Origin of the sequence: Azohydromonas aeria, from assembly GCF_009760915.1 — a bacterium.
Taxonomy (GTDB): Bacteria; Pseudomonadota; Gammaproteobacteria; order Burkholderiales; family Burkholderiaceae_C; genus Azohydromonas; species Azohydromonas aeria.
In genome coordinates this window covers 18,288-44,006 of sequence record NZ_VIDQ01000045.1, presented here as the reverse complement: position 1 = coordinate 44,006, position 25,719 = coordinate 18,288, and the positions used below count along the sequence as shown (strand labels likewise).

Here is a 25,719-nt window from a genome sequence, read left to right as displayed (position 1 = left end):
CAGCCGCGGCGGCGGCCCACACTGCGACGCCTGCAAGTGTGGACCATTCCGGGACTGCCTCATGAAACCGCTTCTACGCATCATCGAACAGGCGCGCAGCGCGCCGCAGCGCATCGTCCTTTGCGAGGGCGAAGATCCGCGCGTGCTCGACGCCGCCGCGCGCGCGCGCCGCGAAGGCCTCGCGCAGTTGACGTTGGTGGGAGACTCCCGTCGCATCATCGACGCTGCGCGTCGTTGTGGGGTCGATCTCGATGGCATCGACCTCGCCGAGCCGGCGCGCTCGCCGCACGCGCACGCCTTCGCGGCCGAGCTGCACACGCTGCGTGCGGCCAAGGGCATGAGCGCGGAACAGGCGCGCCAGGAGGTGTGCAAGCCGCTGGTCTACGCCAACCTGATGGTGCGCCTGGGCCAGGCGCAGGGCAGCGTTGCCGGCGCCGTGCACACCACCGCCGACGTGGTGCGCAGCGCCATCCAGATCATCGGCACCGATCCGGCGTTCAGTCTGGTGTCGAGCTTCTTTCTGATGATGCTGTGCGAGCCCTTCCACCACCTCAAGGGCGGACTGATCTTCTCGGACTGCGCGCTGGTGGTGGAGCCGGACGCGGCGGGCCTGGCGGACATCGCCGTTGCCGCGGCCGACAGCGCGCGGGCGCTGCTGGGAGTGGATCCGCGGGTGGCGATGCTGTCCTTCTCCACCAACCACAGCGCGCGGCATCCCGCGGTGGACAAGGTCGTGCAGGCCGCGCAGCGTGCCCGCGCGCTGCGGCCCGGGCTGGCCGTCGATGGCGATGTGCAGCTCGATGCCGCCATCGTGGCCGAGATCGCGCAACGCAAGCTGCCGCAGTCTCAGGTGCAGGGACATGCCAACGTGCTGGTGTTTCCCAACCTGGATGCCGGCAACATCGGCTACAAGCTCGCCGAGCGCGTGGGTGGCGCGATGGCCGTCGGCCCGCTGCTGCAGGGCCTGGCCCGGCCGGCCAACGATCTGTCGCGAGGCTGCAGCGCCGAGGACATCTTCCATGTCATCGCCGTCACCGTGGTGCAGGCCCAGGCGGCCGCGGCGCGGGATCGGGCCGCGCGTGCCGCGGCAACGCTGGTGCAGCCCTGCGCCGGCTGACGGCGATGGATGCAGGTTTTGCCGTGCTGCTGGTGCTGGTGGCCGTGGGCAGCTGGTTCCAGACGCTCACCGGTTTCGGGCTGGGAATGATCGTCGTGGGCGCAGCCAGCGCGCTCGGCCTGGCTCCGCTGGCCGCGCTGGCGACGCTGGTCAATCTCGTGTCGCTGCCGCAATACGCCCTGGCCCTGCGGGGCTGCAGCGCGCACATCGCCTGGCGGCTGGCCGTGCCTGCAGTGATCGGCATGCTGCCGTCCATCGCGCTCGGGGTGGCGCTGCTTGACCGGCTGGACGAGCGCGCCGCGCTCGTGCTGCAGGCGTTGCTGGGTGCCGTGATCGTGTATTCGGCCTTCGGTCTGGCGCGGCGGCCTCAGCCGCTGCCGGCGCCGTCTGCGCCCCGCAGCTTCCTGGCCAGCGGCCTGGCCGGCGGCTTGATGAGCGGGCTCTTCGGCATGCCGGGGCCGCCATTGATCTTCCACTTCTACCGCCAGCCCCTGGCGCTGCCGCAGATCCGCAGCATGCTGCTGGCGGTGTTCACGGCGATGTCGCTGTGGCGCACGCTGGCCAGCGCGCTGCAGGGGCAGTTCGATGCGGCCCTGGGCCTGCAGGCTGCGGTGGCCTTGCCGGTGATGGGCGGGGCCACGCTGCTGGCGCGCCGTTTCCCGCCGCCGCTGTCGCCGGTGGCGATGCGGCGGCTGGCCTACGGCGTGCTCACGGCCATCGGGATCGCGCTGGCCGTACAGGCGCTGTGGGGCCTGGCCGCCGTGCAGCGCTGAGCCCGGCCGGGTCGGTGATCCGCTGCGCCTCGCCCGGCGCATGGCCGGCGCGGCCGCGGCGTTTTCACGGGTGCCGGGCCAGTGACCGGGCGATGGCTGCCACCACCCGCTGCGGCAGCTCCTGCGTCAGGCCGTGCCGGAGCTCGGCCGCCACGCTGTGGCGGTACCAGGCGCCCAGGTCCAGCCCCACGCCCACGCCAAGCAGTGCGATGCCGGCTCGCTCCTCGCGGCTGACGACCTGCTGCAAGTGCGCATCGAGATAGCCGGTGTCGTTGGCCTGGGCGGTGGCACTGTCCATCGGTGAGCCGTCCGACACCACCAGCAGGATGCGCCGTGCCTGCGGCCTTGCGCGCAGCCGGGCGCAAGCCCACTCGACCGCCTCGCCGTCAATGCCCTCGCGGAACAGGTCGGCCTTGAGCAGGGCTGCCACGTCCAGGCGGGCGCGGCGCCAGGAGCGCCCGGCGTCCTTGAACACCAGATGGCAGCGCTCGTTGAGTCGCCCCGGGTGCGCCGGCCGCCCGGCCGCGAGCCAGGCCGCCCGGGCGCGGCCGCCGTTCCAGCCGCTCGTGGTGTAGCCCAGCAGTTCTGTCGTGGCGCCGGCGGCCTCCAGCGCGCGCAGCAGCACGTCTGCCAACTGCGCCACGCCTTCGGCATGGCTGCGCATGGAACTGGAGCAGTCCACCAGGATCGTGACGGCCGCGTCGGTGCGTGGCTGCTGAGCCTCCTGTGTGAACAGCCGCCGCTCGGCGGGGCTGCAGGCCAGCTGTGCCAGCCGCCGTCCGTCGATGTGGCCATGCTCCTGCCCGAAATCCCAGCCCTGGACGGCGGGCTGCGCCAGCACCCGTTGCAGCTGGCGCGCCAGCCGACCGTGGTGCAACTGCAGCCGCGCCAGCTGCGCATCGATTCGCTCCCGGTACTCGCGCAGCAGGGCCGGGCGTACCAGCGTCGCGGCCCGCAGCTCGCGGTCGTGAGCACGGGTGAAAACGCGGTAGCCGCCGGATGCGGCTTCGAGCAGCCGGCTGCCCGCGGCCTCGGGCGCAAGCAGGGCCGTGTCGCACTCGCCCGGGGGCAGCAGCCAGGACAGCGCCGCGCCGGCCCGGTTGGCAGGGGTGGCCTGCGGTGCCCTGCCCTGCGCAGCTGCTGCCTCGCGCAGCCGCTGTCCCGTCCACCGGGCCAGCGCCAGCGCGGCCTCAGCGAAAGCGGCCTGGTCGTCCAGGCTGCGCTGCATGCGCGACAGCCAGGGGCCAATGGCCGGCGCGATGCCCGCGCGCGTGGCCTCGATCAGGCCCTCGCTCTCGTCGGGCAGCGCCCGCGCGTTGAAGCGCGACCAGCACAGCTGCGCCAGCGTGAACAGCAGCAGCCCCGATGCGCTCTCGGCCAGGCCGGCGTCCAGCGCCGAGCGCGACCAGTCGGCGAAGCGGCCACGCACGTTGGCGCACACGCCGGGCAGGTGCGCCGGCACGCGACTCTCGCAGCGCAGCTGCTCCAGCAGATCGAACACCAGGCGCTCGATGGCGCCGGCCGGCGCCCCGTGCTCGTGCAGCGCCGCTTGCGAGTGGCACAGCCGCAGCGCCAGCGCGTCGCCGCAGCCGCGCAGCGCGTGCAGCCGCTCTTCGGCCTGCAGGCGCAGGTGCGGCGCGTCCAGGCGCAGCGCCGCGTCGCCATCAAGCAGCCGGCCCGCGCGCCACTGCAGCCGCGGGCGGCCGCTGAGCGCGCGCAGGGCAGCGGCCGCCAGCCGCTGCTCATGCTGAAGGCGCAGGTCCATCTCAGTCCGACAGTGCCGACTCGCGCAGCTCCTGGTCGAAGCAGCGCTGGAAGTACTCGGCCACCACCGGCCGTTCGGCCGGTTCGCACTTGTTGAGAAAGCTCAGCCGGAACGCCAGGGCCGCGTCGCCAAAGATGGCCAGGTTCTCGGCCCAGCTTATGACGGTGCGCGGCGACATCAGCACCCCGAGGTCGCCGGCGGCGAAGCCGCGGCGCGTCAGGCCTGCCACCGCCACCATGCGCTCCACCAGCTCCCGCCCGGCGGCATCGTCGAGCGCAGGTACGCGCGCGCGCACGATCTCGGCCTCGGCCCGCGGCGCCAGGTAGTCCAGCGTGGCCACGATGTTCCAGCGGTCCACCTGTGCGTGGTTGAGCAACTGCGTGCCGTGGTAGAGGCCGTTGAGGTTGCCCAGCCCCAGCGTGTTGGCCGTGGCGAAGAGCCGGAAGCACGGGTGCGGACGCAGCACGCGGTTCTGGTCCAGCAGGGTAAAGGCGCCGTCGCGTTCGAGCAGGCGCTGGATCACGAACATCACGTCCGGCCGCCCCGCGTCGTACTCGTCGAACACCAGCGCCACCGGGCGCTGCAGCGCCCACGGCACGATCCCCTCCTGGAACTCCGTGACCTGCCGCCCCTCGCGCAGCACGATTGCGTCGCGCCCCACCAGGTCCAGCCGGCTCACGTGCCCGTCAAGGTTCACGCGCACGCAGGGCCAGCCCAGCCGCGCGGCCACCTGCTCGATGTGGCTGCTCTTGCCCGTGCCGTGAAGACCCTGCACCAGCACGCGGCGGTTGTGGGCGAAACCGGCCAGCAGCGCCAGCGTCACGTCCGGGTCGAAGCGGAAGGCCGGGTCGATGTCGGGTACATGCTCGTCGCGCTCGGCGAAGGCCGGCACCCGGAGCGGCGAGTCGATGCCGAAGAGGTCGCGCACGGGCAGCAGCAGCTCGGGTCGCATGGCGTCGGGCTCCTTCAGGCCGATTGGCGCGTGTCACCGGGCTCGCCCGACTCGATGGCCGCCAGCGCCGCGGCGGCGCGCCGCAGCGCGGGCAGGTATTGCAGCGCCTTGTCCACGTCCATGCGCATCGCCGGGGCCTGGATCGCGATGCCCATGTTGGAGCGCCCCGCATCGCCCACCAGCACGGCGATGCAGCGCAGCCCGGGCAGGAATTCCTCCTCGTCCAGCGCAAAGCCCTGGGTCTTCACGCGCTCGAGTTCCAGTTCGAGAGAGCCGTACTCCGTGATCGTGTGCGGCGTGAATGCCTCCAGCGGCACGTTGGCCAGCAGCCGCCGGCGCTGCGCCGCGCTCATCTGCGCCAGGAACAGCTTGCCGCTGGCCGAGCAGTGCACAGGCACGCGCGAGCCCGGGTGCAGGTAGAAGCGCAGCGGAGCGGGCGTCTCCACCCGGTCCAGGTACAGCACCTCGCTGCCCGACAACGCCGTGATGTTGCAGCTTTCGCCCACCTCGGCCACCAGCTGGCGCAGCACCGCATGGCGCGCGCCATGGCGGGTGTCGTTGAGCAACAGCTGCTCGGCCAGCCGGCGCAGCCGCAGCCCGGTGCTGTAGTGCCGCCCGTCGCCCTCGCGCTGCAGCATGCCCAGCGACTCCAGCTGCTGGAGCATGCGGTGCAGCGTCGGCTTGGGTACACCGGTCTCCTCCACCAGGTCCTGCAGCGAGAACGCGTCGCTGCGCGCAGCAATGACTTCCAGCAGCACCAGTAGCCGCTGCGTGGGCGTGTCGCCGTCGATGCGGGTCACGTCGTCGGATCCTGCGCTCATGGCATCTCCTCAAAAGTTGAACGAATCGTACCGAAAAACGAGATAAGACGTTGCCATTTTCTAACTCAGCGCCTACATTGCATGCAACGTCTCAAATTTTGGAACGTGGTGTTCCGGAAAGAGGCGAACAATGGAGACCGAGATGAGCGAGCAGCGCAGCGTGGTGGCCGGGCCTCAGAAGATGACGCCCTCCGAGGCCTTCGTCGAAACAATGGTGGCCAACGGCGTGACCGAGATGTTCGGGATCATGGGTTCGGCCTTCATGGATGCCATGGACATCTTTGCCCCCGCAGGCATCCGGCTGATCCCGGTGGTGCACGAGCAGGGTGCCGGCCACATGGCCGACGGCTACGCCCGGGTGTCCGGGCGGCATGGCGTGGTGATCGGGCAGAACGGCCCGGGCATCAGCAACTGCGTCACCGCCATCGCCGCGGCGTACTGGGCGCACACGCCCGTGGTGATCGTCACGCCGGAGGCGGGCACCATGGGCATGGGCCTGGGCGGCTTCCAGGAGGCTCGGCAGCTGCCCATGTTCCAGGAGTTCACCAAATACCAGGGCCATGTGACGCATCCGGCCCGCATGGCCGAGTTCACGGCGCGCTGCTTCGACCGCGCCATGAGCGAGATGGGGCCGACGCAGCTCAACATCCCGCGCGACTACTTCTACGGCCAGATCACGGCTGAGATCCCGCAGCCGCGCCGTCTGGACCGCGGCCCTGGCGGCGAGCACAGCCTCAACGAGGCGGCCGAGCTGCTGGCCACGGCAAGGTTCCCGGTGGTCATCTCCGGCGGCGGCGTGGTGATGGCTGACGGCGTGGAGGCTTGCCAGGCGCTGGCCGAGCGGCTGGGCGCGCCGGTGGTCAACAGCTATCTGCACAACGACAGCTTCCCGGCCAGCCACCCGCTGTGGTGCGGCCCGCTGGGCTACCAGGGTTCCAAGGCGGCGATGAAGCTGATCTCGCGCGCCGACGTGGTGGTGGCGTTGGGCTCGCGCCTGGGGCCTTTCGGCACGCTGCCGCAGCACGGCATGGACTACTGGCCCAAGAACGCCAAGATCATCCAGATCGACGCCGATCACAAGATGCTGGGCCTGGTGAAGAAGATCTCGGTAGGCATCTGCGGCGACGCCAAGGCCGCCGCGCAGGCCCTGGTGCAGCGCCTGGCCGGCCGCACGCTGGCCTGCGACGCCACGCGCGCGCAGCGCGCCGACGAGATCGCCACCGAGAAGGCAGCGTGGGAGAGGGAGCTCGACGAGTGGACGCATGAGCGCGACCCCTACAGCCTGGACATGATCGAGGAGGCCAAGGGCGAGCGCTCGCCCTTCGGCGGCCACTACCTGCATCCGCGCCAGGTGCTGCGCGAGCTGGAGAAGGCCATGCCCGCGGACGTGATGGTGTCCACCGACATCGGCAACATCAACTCGGTGGCCAACAGCTACCTGCGCTTCGAGAAGCCGCGCAGCTTCTTCGCCGCCATGAGCTGGGGCAACTGCGGCTACGCCTTCCCCACGATCATCGGTGCCAAGGTGGCCGCGCCGCACCGCCCGGCCATCTCCTACGCGGGCGACGGCGCCTGGGGCATGAGCCTGATGGAGACGCTGACCTGCGTGCGCCACGACATCCCCGTCACGGCGGTGGTGTTCCACAACCGCCAGTGGGGCGCGGAGAAGAAGAACCAGGTGGACTTCTACAACCGCCGCTTCGTTGCCGGCGAGCTCGACAGCCCCAGCTTCGCTGGCATCGCGCGCGCCATGGGTGCCGAGGGCATCGTGGTGGACCGGCTGGAGGACGTGGGCCCGGCCCTGAAGCGCGCGGTGGACCTGCAGATGAACCACGGCAAGACCTGCATCGTCGAGATCATGTGCACACGCGAGCTCGGCGACCCGTTCCGCCGCGACGCGCTGGCCAAGCCGGTGCGGCTGCTGGAGAAGTACAAGGACTTCGTCTGAAGCCGCCCTTGCCCGCTCCCTTCGGGAGCGGGCGCCGCGGCCGCCCGCCCTGGGAGGCCGCCCCGAACGGGAGACCCCCATGCATGCCTCTTCCCTGCCGGCACCGCCGTTGCTGGCGCAACTGCGCGGCTACCTGCCCGGCCTGCTGCTGTGCGGCACCATCGCGCTGGCGGCCACTTTCGTGTCCGAGCACTACGGCGGCCCGCAGTTCCTCTACGCGCTGCTCATCGGCATCGCGTTCCACTTCCTGGCCGACTCCGACAAGTGCCAGCCTGGCGTGGAGTTGGCGGCCAGGAAGCTGGTGCGCGTGGGCGTGGCGCTGCTGGGCGTGCGCATCGCGGCCAGCGACGTGGCCGACCTGGGGCTGGCCGGGGTCGGGGCGCTGGTCGGCGCGGTGGTGCTGACCATCGGCTTCGGGCTGCTGCTGGCGCGGCTGCTGAAGCTGCCGCCCGCGCTGGGGCTGCTGACGGGTGGGGCCACGGGCATCTGCGGCATCTCGGCGGCAATGGCGATCTCCGCCACGCTGCCGGCCACGCGCGATACCGAGCGCTACACCCTGCTCACGGCCATCGGCGTGGCCGCGTTCTCCACGCTGGCGATGGTGCTGTACCCGCTGGCGGTGGGCGCACTGCAGCTCTCCACCGCCGAGGCCGGGCTGTTCCTGGGCGGCTCGATCCACGACGTGGCGCAGGTGGTGGGCGCGGCTTTCATGGTTTCGCCGCAGGTGGGCGATACCGCCACGCTGGCCAAGATGTTTCGGGTCGCGCTGCTGATGCCGGTGGTGCTGGTGCTCGCGCTGATGCTGCGCACGCGCCGCGGCGGCGCGGGCGCGCGCCAGGGTCCGCTGGTGCCGGTGTTCCTGCTGGTGTTCGCGGCCCTGGCCACCGCAAACAGCCTGGGCTGGCTGCCGGGGTCGGCGGTGGAGCTGGGCTCGGACGTGTCGCGCTGGTGCCTGGTGGTGTCGATCGCCGCGCTGGGCGTGAAGACCGCGCTGGAAAAGCTAGCCGAGCTGGGCTGGCAGCCCGTGGCGCTGCTGCTGGGCGAGGCCGCGTTCGTGGCGGGCTGGATGCTGCTGGCCGTGGCGCTGATGCGCGGACTCGGCGCTTGAGCGCGTGGACCCATCGATTGCCGCCATCTGGCGCTACGGCGCCGGGCCCGCGGCCACTACTCTGAATCCAAGGCCGGCGCCACGAGCCGGCACAACCAAGGAGACGACATGAAGCGAGACCAAGAGGCACTGCCCGGGGTGGAGTTCCTGCAGGCCTTCGGCGATGCCTGGAACCGCCACGACATCGACGCGCTGATGGAGTTCATGGACCGCGACTGCGCCTTCCACGCCGTGGCCGGCCCGGACCTGATGGGCCGCAGCTTCGTCGGTCGCGACGAGGTGCGCCAAGGCTTCATGCTGGCGTGGCAGACGTTTCCCGACGCCGCCTGGCTCGACGCCGACCACTTCGTGCAGGGCGACCGCGGCGTGACCGAGAGCACCTTCTGCGGCACCCGCGCCGACGGCACCTTCGTCGAGGCGCGCATGGTGGACGTATTCACCTTCCGCAACGGCAAGATCGCCATCAAGAACGCATTCCGCAAGGACCGCCAGCCCCCGGCAGGGCGCTGAAGGAGCTGCAGCATGGACGCCGTAGTCTCTCCCGAACTGCTGCTGCGCACGGGTCGCACCACCGAGCCCACGCGGCCCTACGACCCCGCCTACGACCCGCTGGTCGCGCCTACCCCGGGACAGGGGCGCGACTATGCGCCGACCTACTGGATCGGCACCGCCGGTGCGCCGCCCGAGGATGATGGCCCCATCACGCACGACGTGGATGTGGACGTGGCAATCATTGGCTCGGGCTTCACCGGGCTGTCCACCGCCATCCACCTCGCGCGCGACCATGGCATCAAGGCCACGGTGCTGGAGGCCAACCGCGTGAGCTGGGGCTGCAGCACGCGCAACGGCGGCCAGGCGCAGTGCGCCTCGGGGCGGCTCAAGCGCTCGCAGTGGATCGAGCGCTACGGCCTGGACACGGCGTTGCGGCTGCACGAGGAGGTGTGCGACGCGATGCAGACCTTCAAGAGCCTCATCGCCGACATTCCCTGCGACCCGCAGCCCGGCGGCCACCTGTACATCGCCCACCGCGCCAAGGTCATGCCGGCGCTGGAGCGCGAGGCCAAGCTCCTGCGCGAAGTCTTCAACTACGGCGCGCGCATCCTGGATGCCGACACGGTGCGGCGCGAGTACGTGGACGACCGCGAGGCCGCGGGCGCGATGCACGAGCCCGAGGGCATCGGCATCCACGCCGGCAAGCTTGCCTTCGGCTACCTGCGCAAGGCGCGCGCGCTGGGAGCCCAGGTACATCCGGCCAGTCCCGTCACGGGCTGGGAGACGCGTGGCGGCGTGCACCATCTGCGCACGCCCGGCGGCGTGGTGCGCGCGCGCGCCGTGGGACTGTGCACGGGCGGCTACACCTCGCAGGCACTGCACCCGCAACTGCGCAACCGGCTGCTGCCCATCCTGTCGAACTCGATCGTGACGCGGCCGCTCACGCCGCAGGAGATCGAGGCGTGCAACTTCCGCACGCACCAGGTCATCACTGACACGCGGGTGCTGCGCCACTACTACCGGCTCATGCCCGACGGGCGCGTGCAGATCGGCAGCCGCAGCGCCATCACCGGACGAGACGCGCCGCAGGAGAAGTACCGCGAGCTCCTGGAGCGGGACCTGGCGCGCAAGTTTCCGGCGCTGGCGGGCATCCGCATCGACTACTCGTGGTGGGGCTGGGTCGATGTCAGCCACGACATGATGCCCAGGATCCACCAGCCCGATCCGCGCGAATCCATCTACTACGCGCTCGGTTACGGCGGCAACGGCGTCATGTACTCAGCACAGGCCGGGCGGTGGCTGGCGCAGTGGATCGCTGGGCGGGGCCAGGAGCTGAAGCTGCCCATATTCACCTCGAAGCTGCCCTTCCCGAACATCCGCGAGATGGTCGAGTCGCAGGCCTTTGCGCCATTTCGCCGGCTGGGCCAGCGCATGCTCTACCGCTGGTATCACCTCAAGGACGAGGTGCTCTGAGCGTTCACATTCGAGAAAAGGCCGGCCCCAGAAGGCACGTGCCACGGCTGATCCCATCAGTACACAGGAGAGAGACATGAAGATCACGTTCAAGACCTTGCTGCTGCCCGTAGCCGCCGCTTTGCTGGTAGCACCAGTGCAGGCTGCCACCTTCAAGATGGCCATTGGCGACGCCGCCGGCGGTACGCAGTGGGAGCTGGGCCAGGAGTTCGCCAAGCGCTTCAAGGAGAAGACGGGCGGCAAGCACAAGATTTCGCTGTTCCCCAACGGCCAGCTCGGCAGTGAGGAAGACACGGTCAACAACGCCGCGATGGGGTTGCTGGACTTCTCGATCCTGGCGGTCAACAACATCACGCCCTTCAGCCCGACCGTGGGTCTGCTGAGCCTGCCTTACCTGATCCAGAGCGCCGAGGATGCGCGCAAGCTCACGACCGGACCAGTAGGCAAGGAGCTCACCGAAAACACGGTGCGCGACGCCAAGGTGCGCATCGTGGGCTGGGCTTACTCGGGCTTCCGGGTACTGACCAATTCCAAGAAGGCGGTGCGCAACCTGGACGACCTCAAGGGCCTGGTGGTGCGGGTGCCCAAGAACGAGATCATGATCGCTACCTACCAGGCCTGGGGCATCAACCCCACGCCGATGGCCTGGAGCGAGACCTTCACCGGGCTGCAGCAGCGGGTGATCGACGGGCAGGACAACCCCTACATCACCGTCTCGGCGATGAAGTTCTACGAGGTGCAGAAGTACGTCACCAACATCCGCTACCTGTTCTCGCTGGAGCCGCTGATCGTGAGCGAGCAGGTATTCAAGGCACAGAAGCCCGAGGTGCAGCAAGCCATCCTGGAGGCGGGGCACGAGGCCACCGCGCACAGCTTCAAGTTCCTGCAGGACAGCGAGGCCAGGATCCGCCAGGACCTGGCCGCGCGCGGCATGCAGATCGTCGATCCGGACAACGGCGAGAAGGAGTGGATCCAGAAGGCCTCCACCGTGGTGTGGCCCAAGTTCTACAAGTCCGTCGGTGGCAAGGAGAAGGTGGACGTCGCCCTCAAGGCCCTGGGCCGCTGAGTCGCGCCGCCCGCGCGTCTCGTCTTCCGCGGCCCGGCATCCGGGCCGTGTTCCCACTGCCAAGGGAGACCGTCATGTCCATCGTCAAGCTGCTCGACCGTTTCGAGGAGCTGTGCTGCGAGGTGCTGCTTGCCGGCTTCGTGCTGCTGCTGTTCGTGCAGATTCTGCTGCGCCAGTTCTTCCAGTACTCGCTGCCCTGGGGCGACGAACTGGCCACCTACATGTTCGTCTGGTTCGCCTACCTGGGCGCCGTGGTGGCCGCCAAGATGTCGGCGCACAACCGCGTCACGTTCCAGTTCCGCTTCTTCCCGCCCATCGTCAAGAAGGTCAGCGAGACGCTGGCCGATCTGGTGTGGGTTGCCTTCAACCTCTACTTCGTGGCGCTGAGCTACGACTTCGTGTTCCGCCAGATGAACACGTTCTGGAAGTCGCAGACGCTGGGTGTGCCGATGAAGTATTTCTACATGGTGCTGCCGGCGGCCTTCACGCTGATGTCGCTGCGCATCCTCTGGAACAACTGGATCAAATGGACCACCGGCGCCGAGGCCGTGGACCCCGAGGCCGCCGAGATCGAGAAGCTCAAGCGCGGCGCGTCCACGACGCACGCCAACGCCTGAGGAGCCACCCATGGACAGTTCCGTTGCGCTGCTGCTCTTCGGCGGCTTCTTCGTTTTGCTGATCATCGGCGCGCCCATCACGGTGGCGCTGGCCGGGGCGGCGATGCTGGCGTACCTGATGACGGAGGCCAACCCCATCGGCTTCGTGCAGATTGCCTTCACGTCGGTAGGCAGCTTCCCGCTGATGGCGCTGCCGGCCTTCGTCCTTGCCGGTGCGCTCATGGAGTGCGCCGGCATCTCGCGACGGCTGGTGGACATCGCCGAATCCCTGGCCGGCCCGATCACGGGCGGGCTCGGCGCGGCCACCGTGCTGGCCTGCCTGTTCTTCGGTGCCATCTCCGGCTCCGGCCCGGCCACCACTGCCGCGGTGGGCATGCTGATGATCCCGGCAATGACGCAGCGCCGCTACGAGCGCAGCTACGCCTCGGCGGTGACAGCGGCCTCCGGTGGGCTGGGCATCATCATCCCGCCCTCGATCCCCATGGTGATCTTCGGCATCTCGGCGCTGGGTCTGGCGCCGCCACCCGAGGCCATCGAGAAGTACGGTGAGTTCCCCACTCTCTCCATCCCGAAGCTGTTCGTCGCCGGCGTGCTGCCCGGGCTGATCATGGCTGCGAGCCTGTTGGTGGCGAACTATGTGATCTCGCGCAAGCGTGGCTACAAGGGCCTCACCAGCCACTGGTCGCCGCAGCAGATCGGCCAGGCGCTGCGCAGGGGCGTCTGGTCGCTGCTGGCACCGGTGCTGATCCTGGGCGGCATCTACAGCGGGTTGTTCACGCCGACGGAATCAGCGGTGGTGGCCATCTTCTATACGCTGCTGGTGGGCGTGTTCCTGCACCGCGAACTGACGCTGGCGGCGGCCCTCAAGGCGCTGCGCACCACGACCTGGATCACCGGGCGGGTGCTGCTGATCCTCTTCGCTGCCACCGTCTTCGGCCGGCTGCTGGTGGAGCAGGAGGTGCCCTCGACGCTGGCGGCCTCGCTGCTGGCGCTCACCGACAACATGGCCTTGATCTGGACCATGGTGATCGTCTTCCTGCTCTTCGTGGGCATGTTCATGGAAACACTGGCGGCCATCATGATCCTGGTGCCGGTGCTGTTGCCGGTGATGTACATGCTGGGAGCGGATCCGACGCACGTGGGCATCGTCGTCATCTGTGCACTGTCCATCGGCTTCCAGACGCCGCCCCTGGGCGAGAACCTGTTCGTGGCCTCGGGCATCGGTGGTGCCAGCGTGGAGCAGATCGTCGCCCGCATCCATCCCTTCGTGCTTGCTTCAATCACGGGGCTGCTGCTCATCGCCTTCGTTCCGCAGATCAGCCTGTGGCTGCCCAGGGTCATGGGCTATTGAGCAAAGCCCTGCGGAGGCTGCTGCTGCCGGCAGAGCCGGTGGCAGGGGGTGAGCCGGGCTACGGCAACGGGTGGTCGTGGGGACGGCCCGCCGCCGTGAGCAGCACGTCGGTGGGCGAGTTCAGCGCGGTCTCCGCCGAGTCCTGCACGACGCCGATCACGAAGCCGATGGCCACCACCTGCATCGCCACGTCGGTGGAGATGCCGAACAGGAGTGGGCATGAACCAACGCAGCGGTTCCCGGTGCTCCGGAGTCCGGGCCCTGCGCGCTCGTGCCGCGACGTTCCGAGGCCGGGCTGCTTACGCATGAAGGTGGCCTCCATGTGCAGGCTTCGGGTTGCTCGCGAGCCAAGAAGCCCTTTCGTGTGCGCGGGCGGAAGGTCATTGCCATACCGGAGCCTACGGTCCGCCGCGGCCCACCTCAAGGATGGCCGGAAACTGGAAGGCGACGCTGAGTTCCGGCCGCCGTTCAACCACGCTTCGCCGCGATGAGCGGCTGTACCGCCGGAGCTTGCAGCTTCGGGCGGTCGGCGTCGAGCGCGGCCAGCGGCTGCACCTCCCGCATCGAGGCCAGGCTGCGCCGGGTGAGGTCCTGGTACACGCGCGTGCCTTCGAGCTTCCAGGCGATCTCGTCCTCGCCGAGCTCGCGCACCGCCTTGGCCGGCACGCCGGCCACGAGGGTGCGCGGCGGCACCTTCACGCCCGCGCGCACGAAGGCGCAGGCCGCGACGATGGCCTTCTCGCCGATTTCGGCTTCGTCCATCACCACCGCGTTCATGCCCACCATGGCGTCACGGCGCACCACGCAGCTATGCAGCACGGCGCCGTGGCCGATGTGGCCGTTCTCCTCGACCAGCGTTTCCTGCTCGGGGAAGCCGTGGATCACGCAGGTGTCCTGCACGTTGGCGCCGGCGCGCAGCACGATGCGGCCGAAGTCGCCGCGCAGGCAGGCGGCCGGGCCGACGTAGCAGCCGGGGCCCACGATCACGTCGCCGATGAGCACGGCGCTGGGGTGCACGTAGGCGCTTGGGTCCACCACGGGAATCACGCCTTCGAGGCTGTAGCAGGGCATGGGTTTTCCTGGAACGTCTTTGACTTGCGTCACGAAGCGGCGGCAGCTTAGTATCGACCGACCGGTCGGTCAATGGCGGTTCGCCCGCCCTCACAAGTCCGGCCGCACCGATAACGATTGCAACGGAGACAAGGAATGGCCCAGCTGCCCAATGCCTGGATCGTGGACGGCGTGCGCACGCCGTTTGGCCGCTACGGCGGCGCGCTCGCGGGCGTGCGCGCCGACGACCTGGGCGCCGTGCCCATGCGCGCGCTCATGGAGCGCCACCCGCGGCTCGACTGGGCCGCGGTGGACGACGTGCTCTACGGCTGTGCCAACCAGGCCGGCGAGGACAACCGCAACGTCGCCCACATGTCGGCGCTGCTGGCCGGGCTGCCCGTGGACGTGCCCGGCGGCACGCTCAACCGGCTGTGCGGCTCGGGGCTGGATGCCATTGGGCAGGGCGCGCGCAGCATCCGCGCCGGCGAGGCCGACCTCATCGTCGCCGGCGGCGTGGAGAGCATGACGCGCGCGCCCTTCGTCATGGGCAAGGCCGACAGTGCCTTCTCGCGCGCGGCGAAAGTCGAGGATACGACCATCGGCTGGCGCTTCGTGAACCCGAAGATGAAGGCGCAGTACGGCATCGACTCCATGCCGGAGACGGCCGAGAACGTGGCGGCCGAGTTCGGCATCGCGCGCGCCGACCAGGACCTGTTCGCGTGGCGTTCGCAGCAGCGCTGCAAGGCCGCGCAGGACGCGGGCCGCTTCGCCGAGGAGATCGTGCCGGTGCTGATCCCGCAGAAGAAGGGCGACGCGCTGGCGGTGAGCGTGGACGAGCATCCGCGCCGGGAGACGACGCTGGAGCAACTGGGCCGGCTCAAGGGCGTGGTGCGCCCGGACGGCACGGTCACCGCGGGCAATGCCTCCGGTGTTAACGACGGCGCGGTGGCGCTGCTGCTGGCCTCGGACGCGGCGGTGGAGCGCTATGGGCTCAAGGCGCGCGGCCGCGTCGTCGGCATGGCGGTGGCCGGCGTGCCGCCGCGCATCATGGGCATCGGCCCCGCGCCGGCGACGAAGAAGCTGCTGGCACGCCTGGGCTGGTCGCTCGCCGACGTGGACGTGATCGAGCTCAACGAGGCCTTCGCGGCCCAGGGCCTGGCGGTGATGCGCCAGCTGGGGCTGCCCGACGACGCGGCCCACGTCAATCCCAACGGCGGCGCCATCGCGCTGGGCCACCCGCTGGGCGCCTCGGGCGCGCGGCTGGCGCTCACAGCGCTGCACCAGCTGGAGCGCATGGGCGGGCGGCGCGCCATCGCCACCATGTGCATCGGCGTCGGCCAGGGCATCGCGCTGGCGATCGAGCGGCCCTGAATCGCCACGCCGGCACGTCCCGTTTTATTCATTGAGATAGTGAAAGAGCAGGCGTGATGGGAGCAAAATAACCATCTTGATAGACAAGATGGTGTGCGCTTGGACGCCCGAATCGAGATTCACCAGGACGGCGCCTGGCGGCCGGCGGCCGTGCTGCAGTCCTTCGGCATCGACCGGTGCCGCGTGGAGTACCTGCCGGAGTACGTGTTCGGCGACGCGCCGTTTCCCATCGCGCTGAACCTGCCGGTGGGCTTCGCGCCCGAGCGGGCTGGGCCCGACGGCAGCGTGGACCGCAGCGTGCCTGCTTTCCTTTACGACCTGGTGCCGCAGGGACGCGGTCGCCGGCACCTCGTTTCTCTGCTCAAGCTGCAGGAGCAGGACCCGCTGGCCGAGACCATCGAGTTCCTCAAGCGCGACGTGCTCAACCTGGCGCTGCGCAACACCGACAACCATGCGCGCAACAGCGCCGTGCAGCGCCTGCCGAACGGCCGCATCCAGCTCACGCCGGTGTTCGACTTCGCGCCGATGTTCCTGGACCCCGACATGGTGCCGCGCTCCATCCACTGGCGCGACGGCAGCGGCCGGCGACTGGACCGCTGGGCCGACGTGATCGACGCGCTGGCGCTGCCGGAAGCCGAGCGCAACAGCGTCGCCCGTTCCCTGCGCGAGTTCGCCGGCATGGTGGAGCGTCTGCCCGACATGGCGCGGGACTGCGGCGTCGAGGACGCGGTGCTGGAGCCTTGCCGGCGCAGCATCGAGGCCCAGGCACGCGACCTGGGCGCCTTGCCGGTTGCCGAGGCTGTGGCGCCGCCGGCGGACAGGGCGCCAGCCGGACCCGCGGTGAAGCGCAAGCGGGGCCAGCGCCGTGGATAAGCGCTTGAAGCACTTCGACCCGCAGGCCTCGGCCGAGCTGCGCGCGCAACTGTACGAAGGCGTGGCCAGCGGCGCGCTGTCCATCGGCCAGGCCGTGAAGCTCATGCGCCGGGTCAGCCGCATGACGCAGCCGGAGTTCGCCGCCCACCGCGGCATCAGCGTGCAGGCCCTGCGCCAGATCGAGAGCGACACGGGCAACCCGACCGTGGAGACGCTCAACAAGGTGGCCGGCATCTTTTCCTTGCAGGTGGGCTTCGTGCCGGTGCCCCGCGAGCGTTGAGCGCAGTGCGGCCGGCCCGGCCGCGGTCGCGTGTTACCGGTCTTCCTGCCGGAACCGAGCCGGCGCCAGCGCCAGCATCCAGCCGCCCACCGTCTTGCGAAAGCGCGGGCTGTGCAGGCACACGCCGCCGGCCAGGCCCACCAGGCAGCCGAGCAGCGTGTCGAAAAAGCGGGCCTGGATCAGGTGCCCGGGGGAGCCGTGGCCCAGCGTGGCGGCTTCGGCCAGCAGGATGGTCAGCGGCGTGATCAGCATGACCGCCAGCCCGTAGTGCCGCACGACCAGGAGCTCGATCAGGAACGACAGCGCCATCATCAGCAGGCTCACGCTCCACGCGTTGAGCGGCAGCAGCAGCAGCGCGTAGGCCAGCGCCAGGCCGGCCGTGGTGCCCAGCACGCGGTGCAGCTGCCGGCTCCAGACCGCGCGCAGCGTGGCGCCCTGGATGACGGCCAGGCAGCTCACCGGCACCCAGTAGGCCTTCTCCAGCTGCAGCAGCTGCGCCAGCGCGAGCGAGATGCCCACGAAGGCGCCGATGACCACGGCGTCGAAGACGACGAAGTCGAAGGTGGGCGCCGGCAGCGGCGTCACGGGCGAGGGCTTGCGCAGCCGCAGCGTGTGGAGGCTGTACGCGAAGGCCACGAAGCAGGCCAGGAGGCAGCCCAGCGCGAACAGCCCGACGCGCGCGGGCAGCTCGTGCGGCGCGGCCGGGGCATGGGCGCCGATGGCCGCGGCCATGACGAAGAACAGGCTGCCCGGCGGTCCCAGCGCGTAGAAGCGCGCCAGCATCGTGGCCGCCATGGCCACGAACACCAGCACCGGCATCATCAGCACGGGCACCAGCGCGCTGAGCAGCCCGAAGGCGAAGCACGCCGTCATCGCGAAGGCGCAGGCCATGAGCGAGACCATGCGGTGCGACAGCGGCGTGTGGGGCAGGTACAGAAACACCAGGGCGCCCAGCGAGGCCACGAGCGCATCGGCCCTGCGGCCGAGCCAGGCGCCGGCCAGCAGCGGCAGGCCCATGGCCAGCGCCGCGAACAGCGGCATCTGCCACAGCCGGTCGCTCGATTGCACCGTCGCGAGGGCACGCAGCTCGGCCCTCACCCACTCGCCCATCGTCTGCAGCCACTTCATGCGGGCCGATTGTGGCCGCGGCCGCCGGGCATCAGGCCCGGCCCGCCGCCGAAGTGCTCAAGCCTCCACGCTGCCGTCGTGCATCCAGGCCGCGTGCTTCGGCGCGCGCTTCGTCCTGCTCCACTCTTCGAGCATCTCCCACTTCACCGCGTCGAGCCTTTGCATCATCTGCGGCGTGCCGCAGTCGGCGGCCAGCTCCAGGCGGTGGCCGTTGGGGTCGAAGAAGTAAATGCTCTTGAAGATGGTGTGGTTCGTCGGCCCGACCACCTCGATGCCGGCGGCTTCGAGCTTCGCCTTGGTGGCCAGCAGCGTGTCCACCGAGTCCACCTTCAGCGCCAGGTGCTGCACCCAGCTCGGCGTGTTGCGGTCGCGGTCCATGGGCGGCTGGCTGGGCAGCTCGAAGAAGGCCAGGATGTTGCCGTTGCCCGCGTCCAGGAAGACGTGCATGTACGGGTCCGGCGCCTTGGTCGAGGGCACCTCGTTCTCGGCGATGGCCAGCACGAACTTCATGCCCAGGTGCTTGCCGTACCACTCGACGGTTTCCTTCGCATCCTTGCAGCGGTAGGCGACGTGGTGGACTTGCTGGATCAGCATGGGAACTTCCTTGTCTGTGTTCGAAGCTTGTGAATGGGGCGCCGCGGCGCTCACACGCCTTCGCGCGCCAGCGCCATGGCCTCGCGCAGCACGGCGAGGTCGCCGATGTGGTTGCTCAGCAGCAGGATCAGCCGCGCATTGACCAGGGCGCTCTGCTCGTCGCTGAGGTCGCGGTGCGTGTCGATGAGCAGCTGGTAGAAATCGTCGCCGGGCGAGAAGTCGCGGTAGTAGCGCTTGCCGGGTTCGGCGATGTTGGGTTGCAGTTGCAGGCTCATGCGTGTCTCCCCGGAAGTCAGGCGTTGCAGGTGGCGCGGGCGACGGCCTGGCGCACGCGGGCGATGTCGGCGCCGCGCCAGCGGGCGCACACGTGCTGGTCGGGCCGCAGCAGGAAGGCGCTGCCGTCGCGGGCGTCGTAGCGCGCGGCCACCAGGCCCTTGGCGTCCTGCAGCATCGTCACGCCCGGCACGCTGCCCGCCTTGGGCGACACGATGAGCGCCTCCACGGGAATGGGCGCGTCCCGCAGGGCCTGGACCAGGCCGCGGTCCACCCCGGCCGGATCGTCCGCGTAGAGCAGGAGTTGGAAGCGGTTGCCGGCATGGTCGAGCAGCCAGCCGGCCTGGCCGTCGAGCAGCACCGGCGCGTCGGCCATCGGCGCGCCGGGCTCCATGTCGCCGGCGAACGTGTCGGTGTCGGGCGTGTTGAGCGGGGACGCGCTGTAGTACGAGGGCACCGACAGGCGGCCGGAGTTGACCAGCTTGCGCGCGAAGGCGTGCTTCTGCGCCAGTTGCAGCACCGCGTTGCGGAAGGTCTTGCTGGCGTTGCTCTTGGGCGTGATGAAGTCCGTGGAGCGCGTCGAGTTCATGATGTTCTCGTCGGCCGCGAACACGCGCTCCTCGGAGTACGTGTCCAGCAGCCTCGCGGGCGCCAGGCCGTCGAGCACGAGCTTGAGCTTCCACACCAGGTTGTCGGTGTCCTGGATGCCGGAGTTGGCGCCGCGCGCGCCGAAGGGCGAGACCTGGTGCGCGGAGTCGCCGGCAAAGAGCACCCGGCCGTGGTTGAAGCGGCCCATGCGCCGGCACTGGAAGGTGTAGACGCTGACCCACTCCAAGTCGAACTCGCGTTCGTCGCCGAGCATCGCCTTGATGCGGGGAATGACGTTCTCGGGCTTCTTCTCTTCCTCCGGGTCCGCGTCCCAGCCGAGCTGAAAATCGATGCGCCAGACGTCGTCGGCCTCGCGGTGCAGCAGCACGCTCTGGTTGCGGTGGAAGGGCGGGTCGAACCAGAACCAGCGCTCGGCCGGGAACTGCGCCTTCATGACCACGTCGGCGATCAGGAAGCGGTCCATGAAGATCTTGCCGTCGATGTCCAGGCCCAGCATGTTGCGGACGGGGCTGCGCGCGCCGTCGCAGGCGATGAGCCAGTCGGCGTCCAGCGCATAGACGCCGTCGGGCGTTTCGACCTGCAGCGTCACCCGGTCGCTCTCCGGGTTGACCGAGACGACCTTGTTCTTCCAGCGGATCTCCACGCCGGCCTCGTTGCAGCGCTCCACCAGGTACTGCTCCAGGTAGTACTGCTGCAGGTTCACCATGCCCGGGCGCTTGTGGTCCGCTTCGGGCAGCAGGTCGAAGCGGAAGACCTCGCCCTCGCCGAAGAAGGTGCGGCCCACGTGCCAGTTCACGCCCTTCTTCACCACCGCGTCGCCCACGCCGACGCGGTCCAGGATCTCCAGCGCGCGCTTGGCGTAGCACAGGCCGCGCGAGCCGACGGAGACGGTGTTGTCGTCGTCGAGCACCAGCACCGGGATGCCGTGCAGCCGGCAGTCCAGCGCGGCCGTGAGCCCCACCGGGCCGGCACCCACGATCACCACCGGGCGCCGGCCCGGTGCAGCCCCGGACAGCTCGGCTGGCTTGCGGTATTCGAACCTGGGATAGGTATAGGTCTTGAGCATGCCGTCTCCGCGAATTCGTCATTAACAAACGCGTTCGCAGTGTAGGCAGATGCAGATTCCGGTCTCTCAGGGTTTGCACTAAATCAAATCACTTAGACATTCACGAACGTAATGACTAAGATCAACGCCGGTTGTTAAACATTGCCGAAGCCATTCACTGAAAGCCATGACCAAAGCCTTCGCCTCTCAAGCCGACCTCGAAGAAAAGAAAGTCAGCTTCACGCAGATCTCCGAGCACGCCTGGGCCTACACGGCGGAAGGTGACCCGAACACCGGGATCATCATTGGCGACGACGCGGTGCTGGTGGCCGACACGCAGGCCACGCCGGCCATGGCGGCGGACGTGATCCGCCGCATCCGCGAAGTCACCGACAAGCCCATCGAGTACGTCGTGCTCACGCACTACCACGCCGTGCGCGTGCTGGGCGCCTCGGCTTACGAGCCGCAGCAGATCCTGGCCAGCCAGGACACCTACGACCTCATCGTCGAGCGCGGCGAGCAGGACAAGGCCAGCGAGATCGGCCGCTTCCCACGCCTGTTCCGCAACGTCGAGACGGTGCCGCCGGGGCTGACCTGGCCGACCATGACCTTCACCGGGAAGATGACCCTGTGGCTGGGCAAGCTCGAAGTGCAGCTGCTGCAGCTCGGCCGCGGCCACACCAAGGGCGACACGGTGGTGTGGCTGCCGCAGGAGCGCACGCTGCTCTCCGGCGACCTGGTCGAGTTCGACGCCACGCCCTACGCGGGCGACGCCTACTTCAAGGACTGGCCGCAGACGCTGGACAACATCGCCGCGCTGAAGCCGCTGGCGCTGGTGCCGGGTCGCGGCGCGGCGCTGGTGGGCGAGGAGCAGGTGCAGGCCGGGCTGTCGGGCACGCGCGCCTTCGTGTCGGACCTGTACGCCGCCGTGCAGGCCGGCGCCGCCGCCGGCAAGGACCTCAAGAGCACCTACAAGGAGGCCTATGCGCAGCTGGCTCCTAAGTACGGCAGCTGGGTGATCTTCGACCACTGCATGCCCTTCGACGTGACGCGCGCGTACGACGAGGCCACGCAGTACGCCGACCCGCGCGTGTGGACGGCGCAGCGCGACATCGAGATGTGGAAGGCGCTCGAAACCTGAGCGCCCGCCCCTGAGCCGCGGCGCCGCGCCCGCCGGCGCCCCCGCGGCTGTTCCCTGCCCTGAAGCGCCATGCGTTGACCCGCAGGCGCGGCCCTGCCCAAGCGGGGCCCGTGCAGCCGGCGCCCTGGAGACGGCGCCGGCACCGGCACGCGCCGGCCGCCACGACCGACAACGACCGACAACGACCGAAGGAGACCCCATGACCACGACCCGACGCACTGCCATCACCCTGCTGGCGCAGGCCGCCCTGGCCACCGTCCCGCTGCTGGCGTCCGCCCAGGACAAGCCGCTGGAGTGGGTGCTGGGCTACGCCGCCGGCGGCGGCTCGGACATCGTGGCGCGCACGGTGGCCGAGCAGATGGGCAAGACGCTGGGCCGCACCATCGTCGTCAACAACAAGCCGGGCGCCGCCACCAACATCGCCGCGGACTACGCCGCCAAGTCCCGGGACTTCGGCAACATCATGTTCACCGCGGACTTCGCCACGCTGGCCGCCAACCCGTTCCTGTTCTCCAAGCTGTCCTACAGCGCGGAAAGGGACTTCAAGCCCGTGGGCCTGCTCGCGCGCTTCCCGCTGCTGCTGGTGGTCGCGCCCAACGTGCCGGTGACGAGCTGGCAGGAGTTCGTGGCCTGGGCGCAGAAGCAGCCCGAGGGCGTCAACTACGCGTCCGCCGGCGCCGGCAGCCCGCACCACCTGGCGGGAGAGCTGCTGCGCGAGCGCAGCGGCCTGAAGCTCGTGCACGTGCCCTACCGGGGCGCGGCGCCCGCGGTGCAGGACATCATGGGCGGGCAGGTGAGCGTCGGGCTGATCGACACCGCCAGCGTCCAGCAGCACGTCGCCTCCGGGAAGGTGCGCGCCATCGGCGTGGCCAGCCCGGCGCGGCTCAAGACGCTGCCGGAGGTGCCCACGCTGGCCGAGCAGGGCCTCAAGGGCTTCGAGGCCTACGCCTGGCAGGGTCTCGTGGTGCCGTCCGGCACCGGCGACGACGTGGTGGCCAGACTCAACAAGGCCCTCGTCGCCGCGCTCGAATCCACGCCCGTGAAGGCCCGCTTCCAGACCCTGGGCCTGGAGCCGCTGCCGGGCACGCCCGAGCAGATGGCGAGCTACGTCCGTGCCGAGCGCGGGCGCTGGGGGGCGCTGATCCAGGCCAACAACATCCGGCTCGACTGAGCCCCGCCGCATCGCCGGCCCGAAGGAGTTTTTCGATGACAGCAGTACCGACCTACCAGGGCGGCTTCGGCAACCAGTTCTCCACCGAGGCCGTGCCCGGCGCGCTGCCCCAGGGGCGCAACAGCCCGCAGCAGGTGGCGCTAGGCCTGTATGCTGAGCTGGTCTCGGGCAGCGCCTTCACTGCGCCGCGCGCCGAGAACCGCCGCAGCTGGCTCTACCGGCGCCAGCCCTCGGTGGTGACCGGCCCGTACCAGCCCTACGAGCAGCCCTATCTCAAGACCGGCGTGAAGGACGGCGTGGCCGCCCCGCCCGACCCGTTGCGCTGGCATCCGACGCCCATTCCGCAGGGTGACGCGCTGGACTTCGTGGACGGGCTGCGCACCGTGGTCGTCAACGGCGACGCCGATGCGCAGACCGGCATGGCCGCGCACCTGGTGCTCGTCAACCGCAGCATGCAGCGCCGCGCCTTCGTCAATGCCGATGGCGAGATGCTGGTCGTGCCGCAGGAAGGCGCGCTGCGCTTCGTGACCGAGATGGGCGTGCTGGACGCGAAGCCCGGCGAGGTGGTGCTGCTGCCGCGCGGCGTCGCCTTCAAGGTGGAGGTGCAGGGCGCCGCGCGTGCCTACGTGTGCGAGAACTACGGCGCGCCGTTCCGGCTGCCCGAGCTGGGACCGATCGGCTCCAACGGCCTGGCCAACCCGCGCGACTTCCTGGCGCCCGTGGCCGCGTTCGAGGAAACGGGCGGCGCCTACGAGATCGTCAAGAAGTACGGCGGCGCGCTGTGGCGCAACCACCAGGCCGGCACGCCCTTCAACGTCGTGGCCTGGCACGGCAACCTCGCGCCGCTGAAGTACGACACGGCCAACTTCATGACGATCGGCTCGATCAGCTTCGACCACCCGGACCCGTCGATCTTCACCGTGCTGACCTCGCCCAGCGACACGCCGGGCACCGCCAACTGCGACTTCGTGATCTTCCCGCCGCGCTGGCTGGTGGCCGAGGACACCTTCCGCCCGCCCTGGTACCACCGCAACCTCATGAGCGAGTTCATGGGCCTGGTGTACGGCCAGTACGACGCCAAGCCCGAAGGCTTCAGGCCCGGCGGCATGAGCCTGCACAACAGCATGGTGCCGCACGGCCCCGACGCCGAGGCCTTCGAGAAGGCCAGCAGCGCGCCGCTGGCGCCGCACAAGCTCGACCACACGCTGGCCTTCATGTTCGAGAGCCGCTGGCGCTTCCATCCCACGGCCTTCGCGCTGCAGGAGGCGGAAGTGGACCGCGCCTATGCCGACTGCTGGGCCGGCCTGTCCGACCGTTTCAACCAGCCTTGAGAATCGATCCAGGAACTCGACCGATGTCCCTCAACGAGACCCATGACCCGGCGCTGCGCAGCTGGGTCGCGTCGGCCAATGTGGCCGGCACCGATTTCCCGCTGCAGAACCTGCCCTTCGCCGTCTTCCGCCGCAGGGGCGCCGGCGAGGCCTGGCGCGGCGGCGTCGCCATCGGCGACCAGGTCCTCGACCTCGCGGCCGTAGTGGCGTCCGGCATCCTGGACGGTGAGGCCGCAACCGCTGCGCAGGCCGGTGCGCAAGAAAAACTCAACGCGCTGATGGCGATGGGCCCTGCGGCCTGGAGTGCGCTGCGCCTGGCGCTGTCGCGCGCGCTGCGCGAGGGCGCGGCCGAGCAGGACGCGCTGCAGGCCTGCCTGGTGCCGCAAGCCGAGGCCGAGTACGACGTGCCCGCGCGCATCGGGGACTACACGGACTTCTACACCTCCGTGCACCACGCCACCAACATCGGCCGGCTGTTCCGCCCCGACAACCCGCTGCTGCCCAACTACAAGTGGGTGCCCATCGGCTACCACGGCCGGGCGTCGAGCATCGGCATCTCGGGCCAGTCATTCCGCCGCCCGCTGGGCCAGACGCTGCCGCCCGGCGCCACGCAGCCGGCCTTCGGGCCCTGCAAGCGGCTGGACATCGAGCTGGAGCTGGGCATCTTCGTCGGCCCGGGCAACGCGCAGGGCGAGCCGGTGCCCATTGCCGAGGCCGAGGACCACGTCTTCGGCATCTGCCTGTTCAACGACTGGAGCGCGCGCGACATCCAGGCCTGGGAATACCAGCCGCTGGGGCCGTTCCTGTCCAAGAGCTTCGCCAGCACCATCTCGCCGTGGGTCGTGACGCTGGAGGCGCTGGCGCCTTACCGCGTGCCCTTCGAGCGCCCCGAGGGCGACCCGCAGCCGCTGCCCTACCTGGACAGCGAGGCGAACCGGCGCGAGGGCGCGCTCGACATCCAGCTGCAGGTGGACCTGCTCACGCCGCGCCTGCGCGAGTCCGGTGCCGCCGCGGCCACGATCTGCCGCACCAGCTACCGCCACTCCTACTGGACGGTGGCGCAGATGGTGGCGCACCACACCGTCAACGGCTGCAACCTGCAGCCGGGCGACCTGTTCGGCAGCGGCACGCTGTCGGGTCCGACGCTGGACCAGGCCGGTGCCCTGATCGAGCTCACCGCCGGCGGCAAGCAGCCGCTGCAGCTGGCCAATGGCGAGACCCGCACCTTCCTGGAAGACGGCGACAGCGTCGTGATCCGCGGCTGGTGCGAGAAGCCCGGTGCCGCGCGCATCGGCTTCGGCGAGTGCGCGGGCACGGTGCTGCCCGCCGTGGCGGCCGGCGCCTGAAGGGGCACGGCCGCCACCGGGGCG

General features: G+C 69.9%; 24 protein-coding genes and 1 pseudogene. 16 read left to right on the top strand and 9 right to left on the bottom strand.

Annotated features, from left to right (window positions below):
- The first annotated feature begins 61 nt into the window (after nucleotides 1-61).
- A complete protein-coding gene (gene pta / locus FJ694_RS22835; protein WP_157269624.1) occupies nucleotides 62-1,117 on the top strand; it encodes a phosphate acetyltransferase in 1,056 nt (351 codons plus the stop codon).
- 5 nt (nucleotides 1,118-1,122) lie between these two features.
- Nucleotides 1,123-1,890: a sulfite exporter TauE/SafE family protein gene (locus FJ694_RS22830; protein ID WP_157269623.1), complete on the top strand. Its 768-nt coding sequence runs from the start codon at nucleotides 1,123-1,125 to the stop codon at nucleotides 1,888-1,890.
- 64 nt (nucleotides 1,891-1,954) lie between these two features.
- Here the strand turns inward: FJ694_RS22830 and FJ694_RS22825 are convergent, their stop codons facing one another.
- From FJ694_RS22825 to FJ694_RS22815, 3 genes are read right to left on the bottom strand one after another with little or no spacing between them, the layout of a single operon-like run.
- Entirely contained in the window at nucleotides 1,955-3,655 is a 1,701-nt protein-coding gene (locus FJ694_RS22825; RefSeq protein ID WP_157269622.1) for a cobaltochelatase CobT-related protein, read from the bottom strand.
- A 1-nt stretch (nucleotide 3,656) separates the two neighbouring features.
- Nucleotides 3,657-4,607, bottom strand: a complete 951-nt coding sequence (locus tag FJ694_RS22820) for an AAA family ATPase (protein ID WP_198320947.1) — start codon at nucleotides 4,605-4,607, stop codon at nucleotides 3,657-3,659.
- Nucleotides 4,608-4,621: 14 nt separating this feature from the next.
- The gene (locus FJ694_RS22815; protein ID WP_157269621.1) at nucleotides 4,622-5,428 is read right to left on the bottom strand and encodes an IclR family transcriptional regulator; all 807 of its coding nucleotides are present in this window, start codon (nucleotides 5,426-5,428) and stop codon (nucleotides 4,622-4,624) included.
- Between the two features lie 142 nt (nucleotides 5,429-5,570).
- On the opposite strand from FJ694_RS22815, the gene xsc reads away from it, so the two are divergent.
- The 7 genes from xsc (at nucleotide 5,571) to FJ694_RS22780 (ending at nucleotide 13,483) form a co-directional block, all read left to right on the top strand.
- Nucleotides 5,571-7,376: a sulfoacetaldehyde acetyltransferase gene (gene xsc, locus FJ694_RS22810; protein WP_232540180.1), complete on the top strand. Its 1,806-nt coding sequence runs from the start codon at nucleotides 5,571-5,573 to the stop codon at nucleotides 7,374-7,376.
- Nucleotides 7,377-7,455: 79 nt separating this feature from the next.
- Nucleotides 7,456-8,484, top strand: a complete 1,029-nt coding sequence (locus FJ694_RS22805; RefSeq protein WP_157269620.1) for a YeiH family protein — start codon at nucleotides 7,456-7,458, stop codon at nucleotides 8,482-8,484.
- Nucleotides 8,485-8,592: 108 nt separating this feature from the next.
- Nucleotides 8,593-8,994, top strand: a complete 402-nt coding sequence (locus tag FJ694_RS22800) for a nuclear transport factor 2 family protein (RefSeq protein ID WP_157269619.1) — start codon at nucleotides 8,593-8,595, stop codon at nucleotides 8,992-8,994.
- 12 nt (nucleotides 8,995-9,006) lie between these two features.
- Nucleotides 9,007-10,449, top strand: a complete 1,443-nt coding sequence (locus tag FJ694_RS22795; RefSeq protein ID WP_157269618.1) for an NAD(P)/FAD-dependent oxidoreductase — start codon at nucleotides 9,007-9,009, stop codon at nucleotides 10,447-10,449.
- 76 nt (nucleotides 10,450-10,525) lie between these two features.
- Nucleotides 10,526-11,515 (top strand): TRAP transporter substrate-binding protein, encoded by a 990-nt coding sequence (locus FJ694_RS22790; RefSeq protein WP_157269617.1) that lies wholly within the window; start codon nucleotides 10,526-10,528, stop codon nucleotides 11,513-11,515.
- 74 nt (nucleotides 11,516-11,589) lie between these two features.
- Nucleotides 11,590-12,132 carry a TRAP transporter small permease gene (locus FJ694_RS22785; protein WP_157269616.1) on the top strand — a complete coding sequence of 181 codons (543 nt, stop codon included), beginning with the start codon at nucleotides 11,590-11,592 and terminating at the stop codon, nucleotides 12,130-12,132.
- A gap of 10 nt (nucleotides 12,133-12,142) precedes the next feature.
- Nucleotides 12,143-13,483 carry a TRAP transporter large permease gene (locus FJ694_RS22780; protein ID WP_157269615.1) on the top strand — a complete coding sequence of 447 codons (1,341 nt, stop codon included), beginning with the start codon at nucleotides 12,143-12,145 and terminating at the stop codon, nucleotides 13,481-13,483.
- A gap of 58 nt (nucleotides 13,484-13,541) precedes the next feature.
- On the opposite strand, the pseudogene FJ694_RS22775 reads toward FJ694_RS22780, so the two are convergent.
- Together FJ694_RS22775 and FJ694_RS22770 are read right to left on the bottom strand one after the other, a co-directional pair.
- Nucleotides 13,542-13,694: pseudogene (locus FJ694_RS22775) on the bottom strand (serine/threonine transporter SstT); the annotation flags it as partial.
- A 257-nt stretch (nucleotides 13,695-13,951) separates the two neighbouring features.
- On the bottom strand, nucleotides 13,952-14,554 hold the full coding sequence (locus FJ694_RS22770; RefSeq protein WP_157269614.1) for a phenylacetic acid degradation protein PaaY: 603 nt from the start codon (nucleotides 14,552-14,554) through the stop codon (nucleotides 13,952-13,954).
- Between the two features lie 135 nt (nucleotides 14,555-14,689).
- On the opposite strand from FJ694_RS22770, the gene pcaF reads away from it, so the two are divergent.
- From pcaF to FJ694_RS22755, 3 genes are all read left to right on the top strand, one after another.
- Nucleotides 14,690-15,904 carry a 3-oxoadipyl-CoA thiolase gene (gene pcaF, locus FJ694_RS22765; RefSeq protein WP_157269613.1) on the top strand — a complete coding sequence of 405 codons (1,215 nt, stop codon included), beginning with the start codon at nucleotides 14,690-14,692 and terminating at the stop codon, nucleotides 15,902-15,904.
- 99 nt (nucleotides 15,905-16,003) lie between these two features.
- A complete protein-coding gene (locus tag FJ694_RS22760) occupies nucleotides 16,004-16,777 on the top strand; it encodes a HipA domain-containing protein (RefSeq protein WP_232540179.1) in 774 nt (257 codons plus the stop codon).
- Nucleotides 16,778-16,781: 4 nt separating this feature from the next.
- Nucleotides 16,782-17,057, top strand: a complete 276-nt coding sequence (locus FJ694_RS22755; RefSeq protein WP_232540178.1) for a helix-turn-helix domain-containing protein — start codon at nucleotides 16,782-16,784, stop codon at nucleotides 17,055-17,057.
- Nucleotides 17,058-17,090: 33 nt separating this feature from the next.
- Here FJ694_RS22755 and FJ694_RS22750 read toward each other — a convergent pair whose 3' ends face one another.
- The 4 genes from FJ694_RS22750 to FJ694_RS22735 are packed head-to-tail and all read right to left on the bottom strand — an operon-like array spanning nucleotide 17,091 to nucleotide 20,727.
- Complete coding sequence (locus tag FJ694_RS22750; protein WP_157269610.1) at nucleotides 17,091-18,185, bottom strand: FUSC family protein; 1,095 nt, start codon at nucleotides 18,183-18,185, stop codon at nucleotides 17,091-17,093.
- Between the two features lie 57 nt (nucleotides 18,186-18,242).
- Nucleotides 18,243-18,779, bottom strand: coding sequence for a VOC family protein (locus FJ694_RS22745; RefSeq protein WP_157269609.1), 537 nt, complete (start codon nucleotides 18,777-18,779; stop codon nucleotides 18,243-18,245).
- Nucleotides 18,780-18,829: 50 nt separating this feature from the next.
- On the bottom strand, nucleotides 18,830-19,054 hold the full coding sequence (locus FJ694_RS22740; RefSeq protein WP_157269608.1) for a DUF2783 domain-containing protein: 225 nt from the start codon (nucleotides 19,052-19,054) through the stop codon (nucleotides 18,830-18,832).
- A gap of 17 nt (nucleotides 19,055-19,071) precedes the next feature.
- Nucleotides 19,072-20,727 carry an FAD-dependent oxidoreductase gene (locus FJ694_RS22735; RefSeq protein ID WP_157269607.1) on the bottom strand — a complete coding sequence of 552 codons (1,656 nt, stop codon included), beginning with the start codon at nucleotides 20,725-20,727 and terminating at the stop codon, nucleotides 19,072-19,074.
- 166 nt (nucleotides 20,728-20,893) lie between these two features.
- Between FJ694_RS22735 and FJ694_RS22730 the strand changes: the two genes are divergently transcribed.
- The 4 genes from FJ694_RS22730 to fahA all read left to right on the top strand — a co-directional run bounded on the left by FJ694_RS22730 (nucleotide 20,894) and on the right by fahA (nucleotide 25,695).
- Nucleotides 20,894-21,847, top strand: a complete 954-nt coding sequence (locus FJ694_RS22730; RefSeq protein WP_157269606.1) for an MBL fold metallo-hydrolase — start codon at nucleotides 20,894-20,896, stop codon at nucleotides 21,845-21,847.
- Between the two features lie 199 nt (nucleotides 21,848-22,046).
- Entirely contained in the window at nucleotides 22,047-23,018 is a 972-nt protein-coding gene (locus FJ694_RS22725; protein ID WP_157269605.1) for a Bug family tripartite tricarboxylate transporter substrate binding protein, read from the top strand.
- Nucleotides 23,019-23,053: 35 nt separating this feature from the next.
- Complete coding sequence (hmgA, locus tag FJ694_RS22720; RefSeq protein WP_157269604.1) at nucleotides 23,054-24,349, top strand: homogentisate 1,2-dioxygenase; 1,296 nt, start codon at nucleotides 23,054-23,056, stop codon at nucleotides 24,347-24,349.
- 23 nt (nucleotides 24,350-24,372) lie between these two features.
- Complete coding sequence (gene fahA, locus FJ694_RS22715) at nucleotides 24,373-25,695, top strand: fumarylacetoacetase (RefSeq protein ID WP_157269603.1); 1,323 nt, start codon at nucleotides 24,373-24,375, stop codon at nucleotides 25,693-25,695.
- Nucleotides 25,696-25,719: the final 24 nt, after the last annotated feature.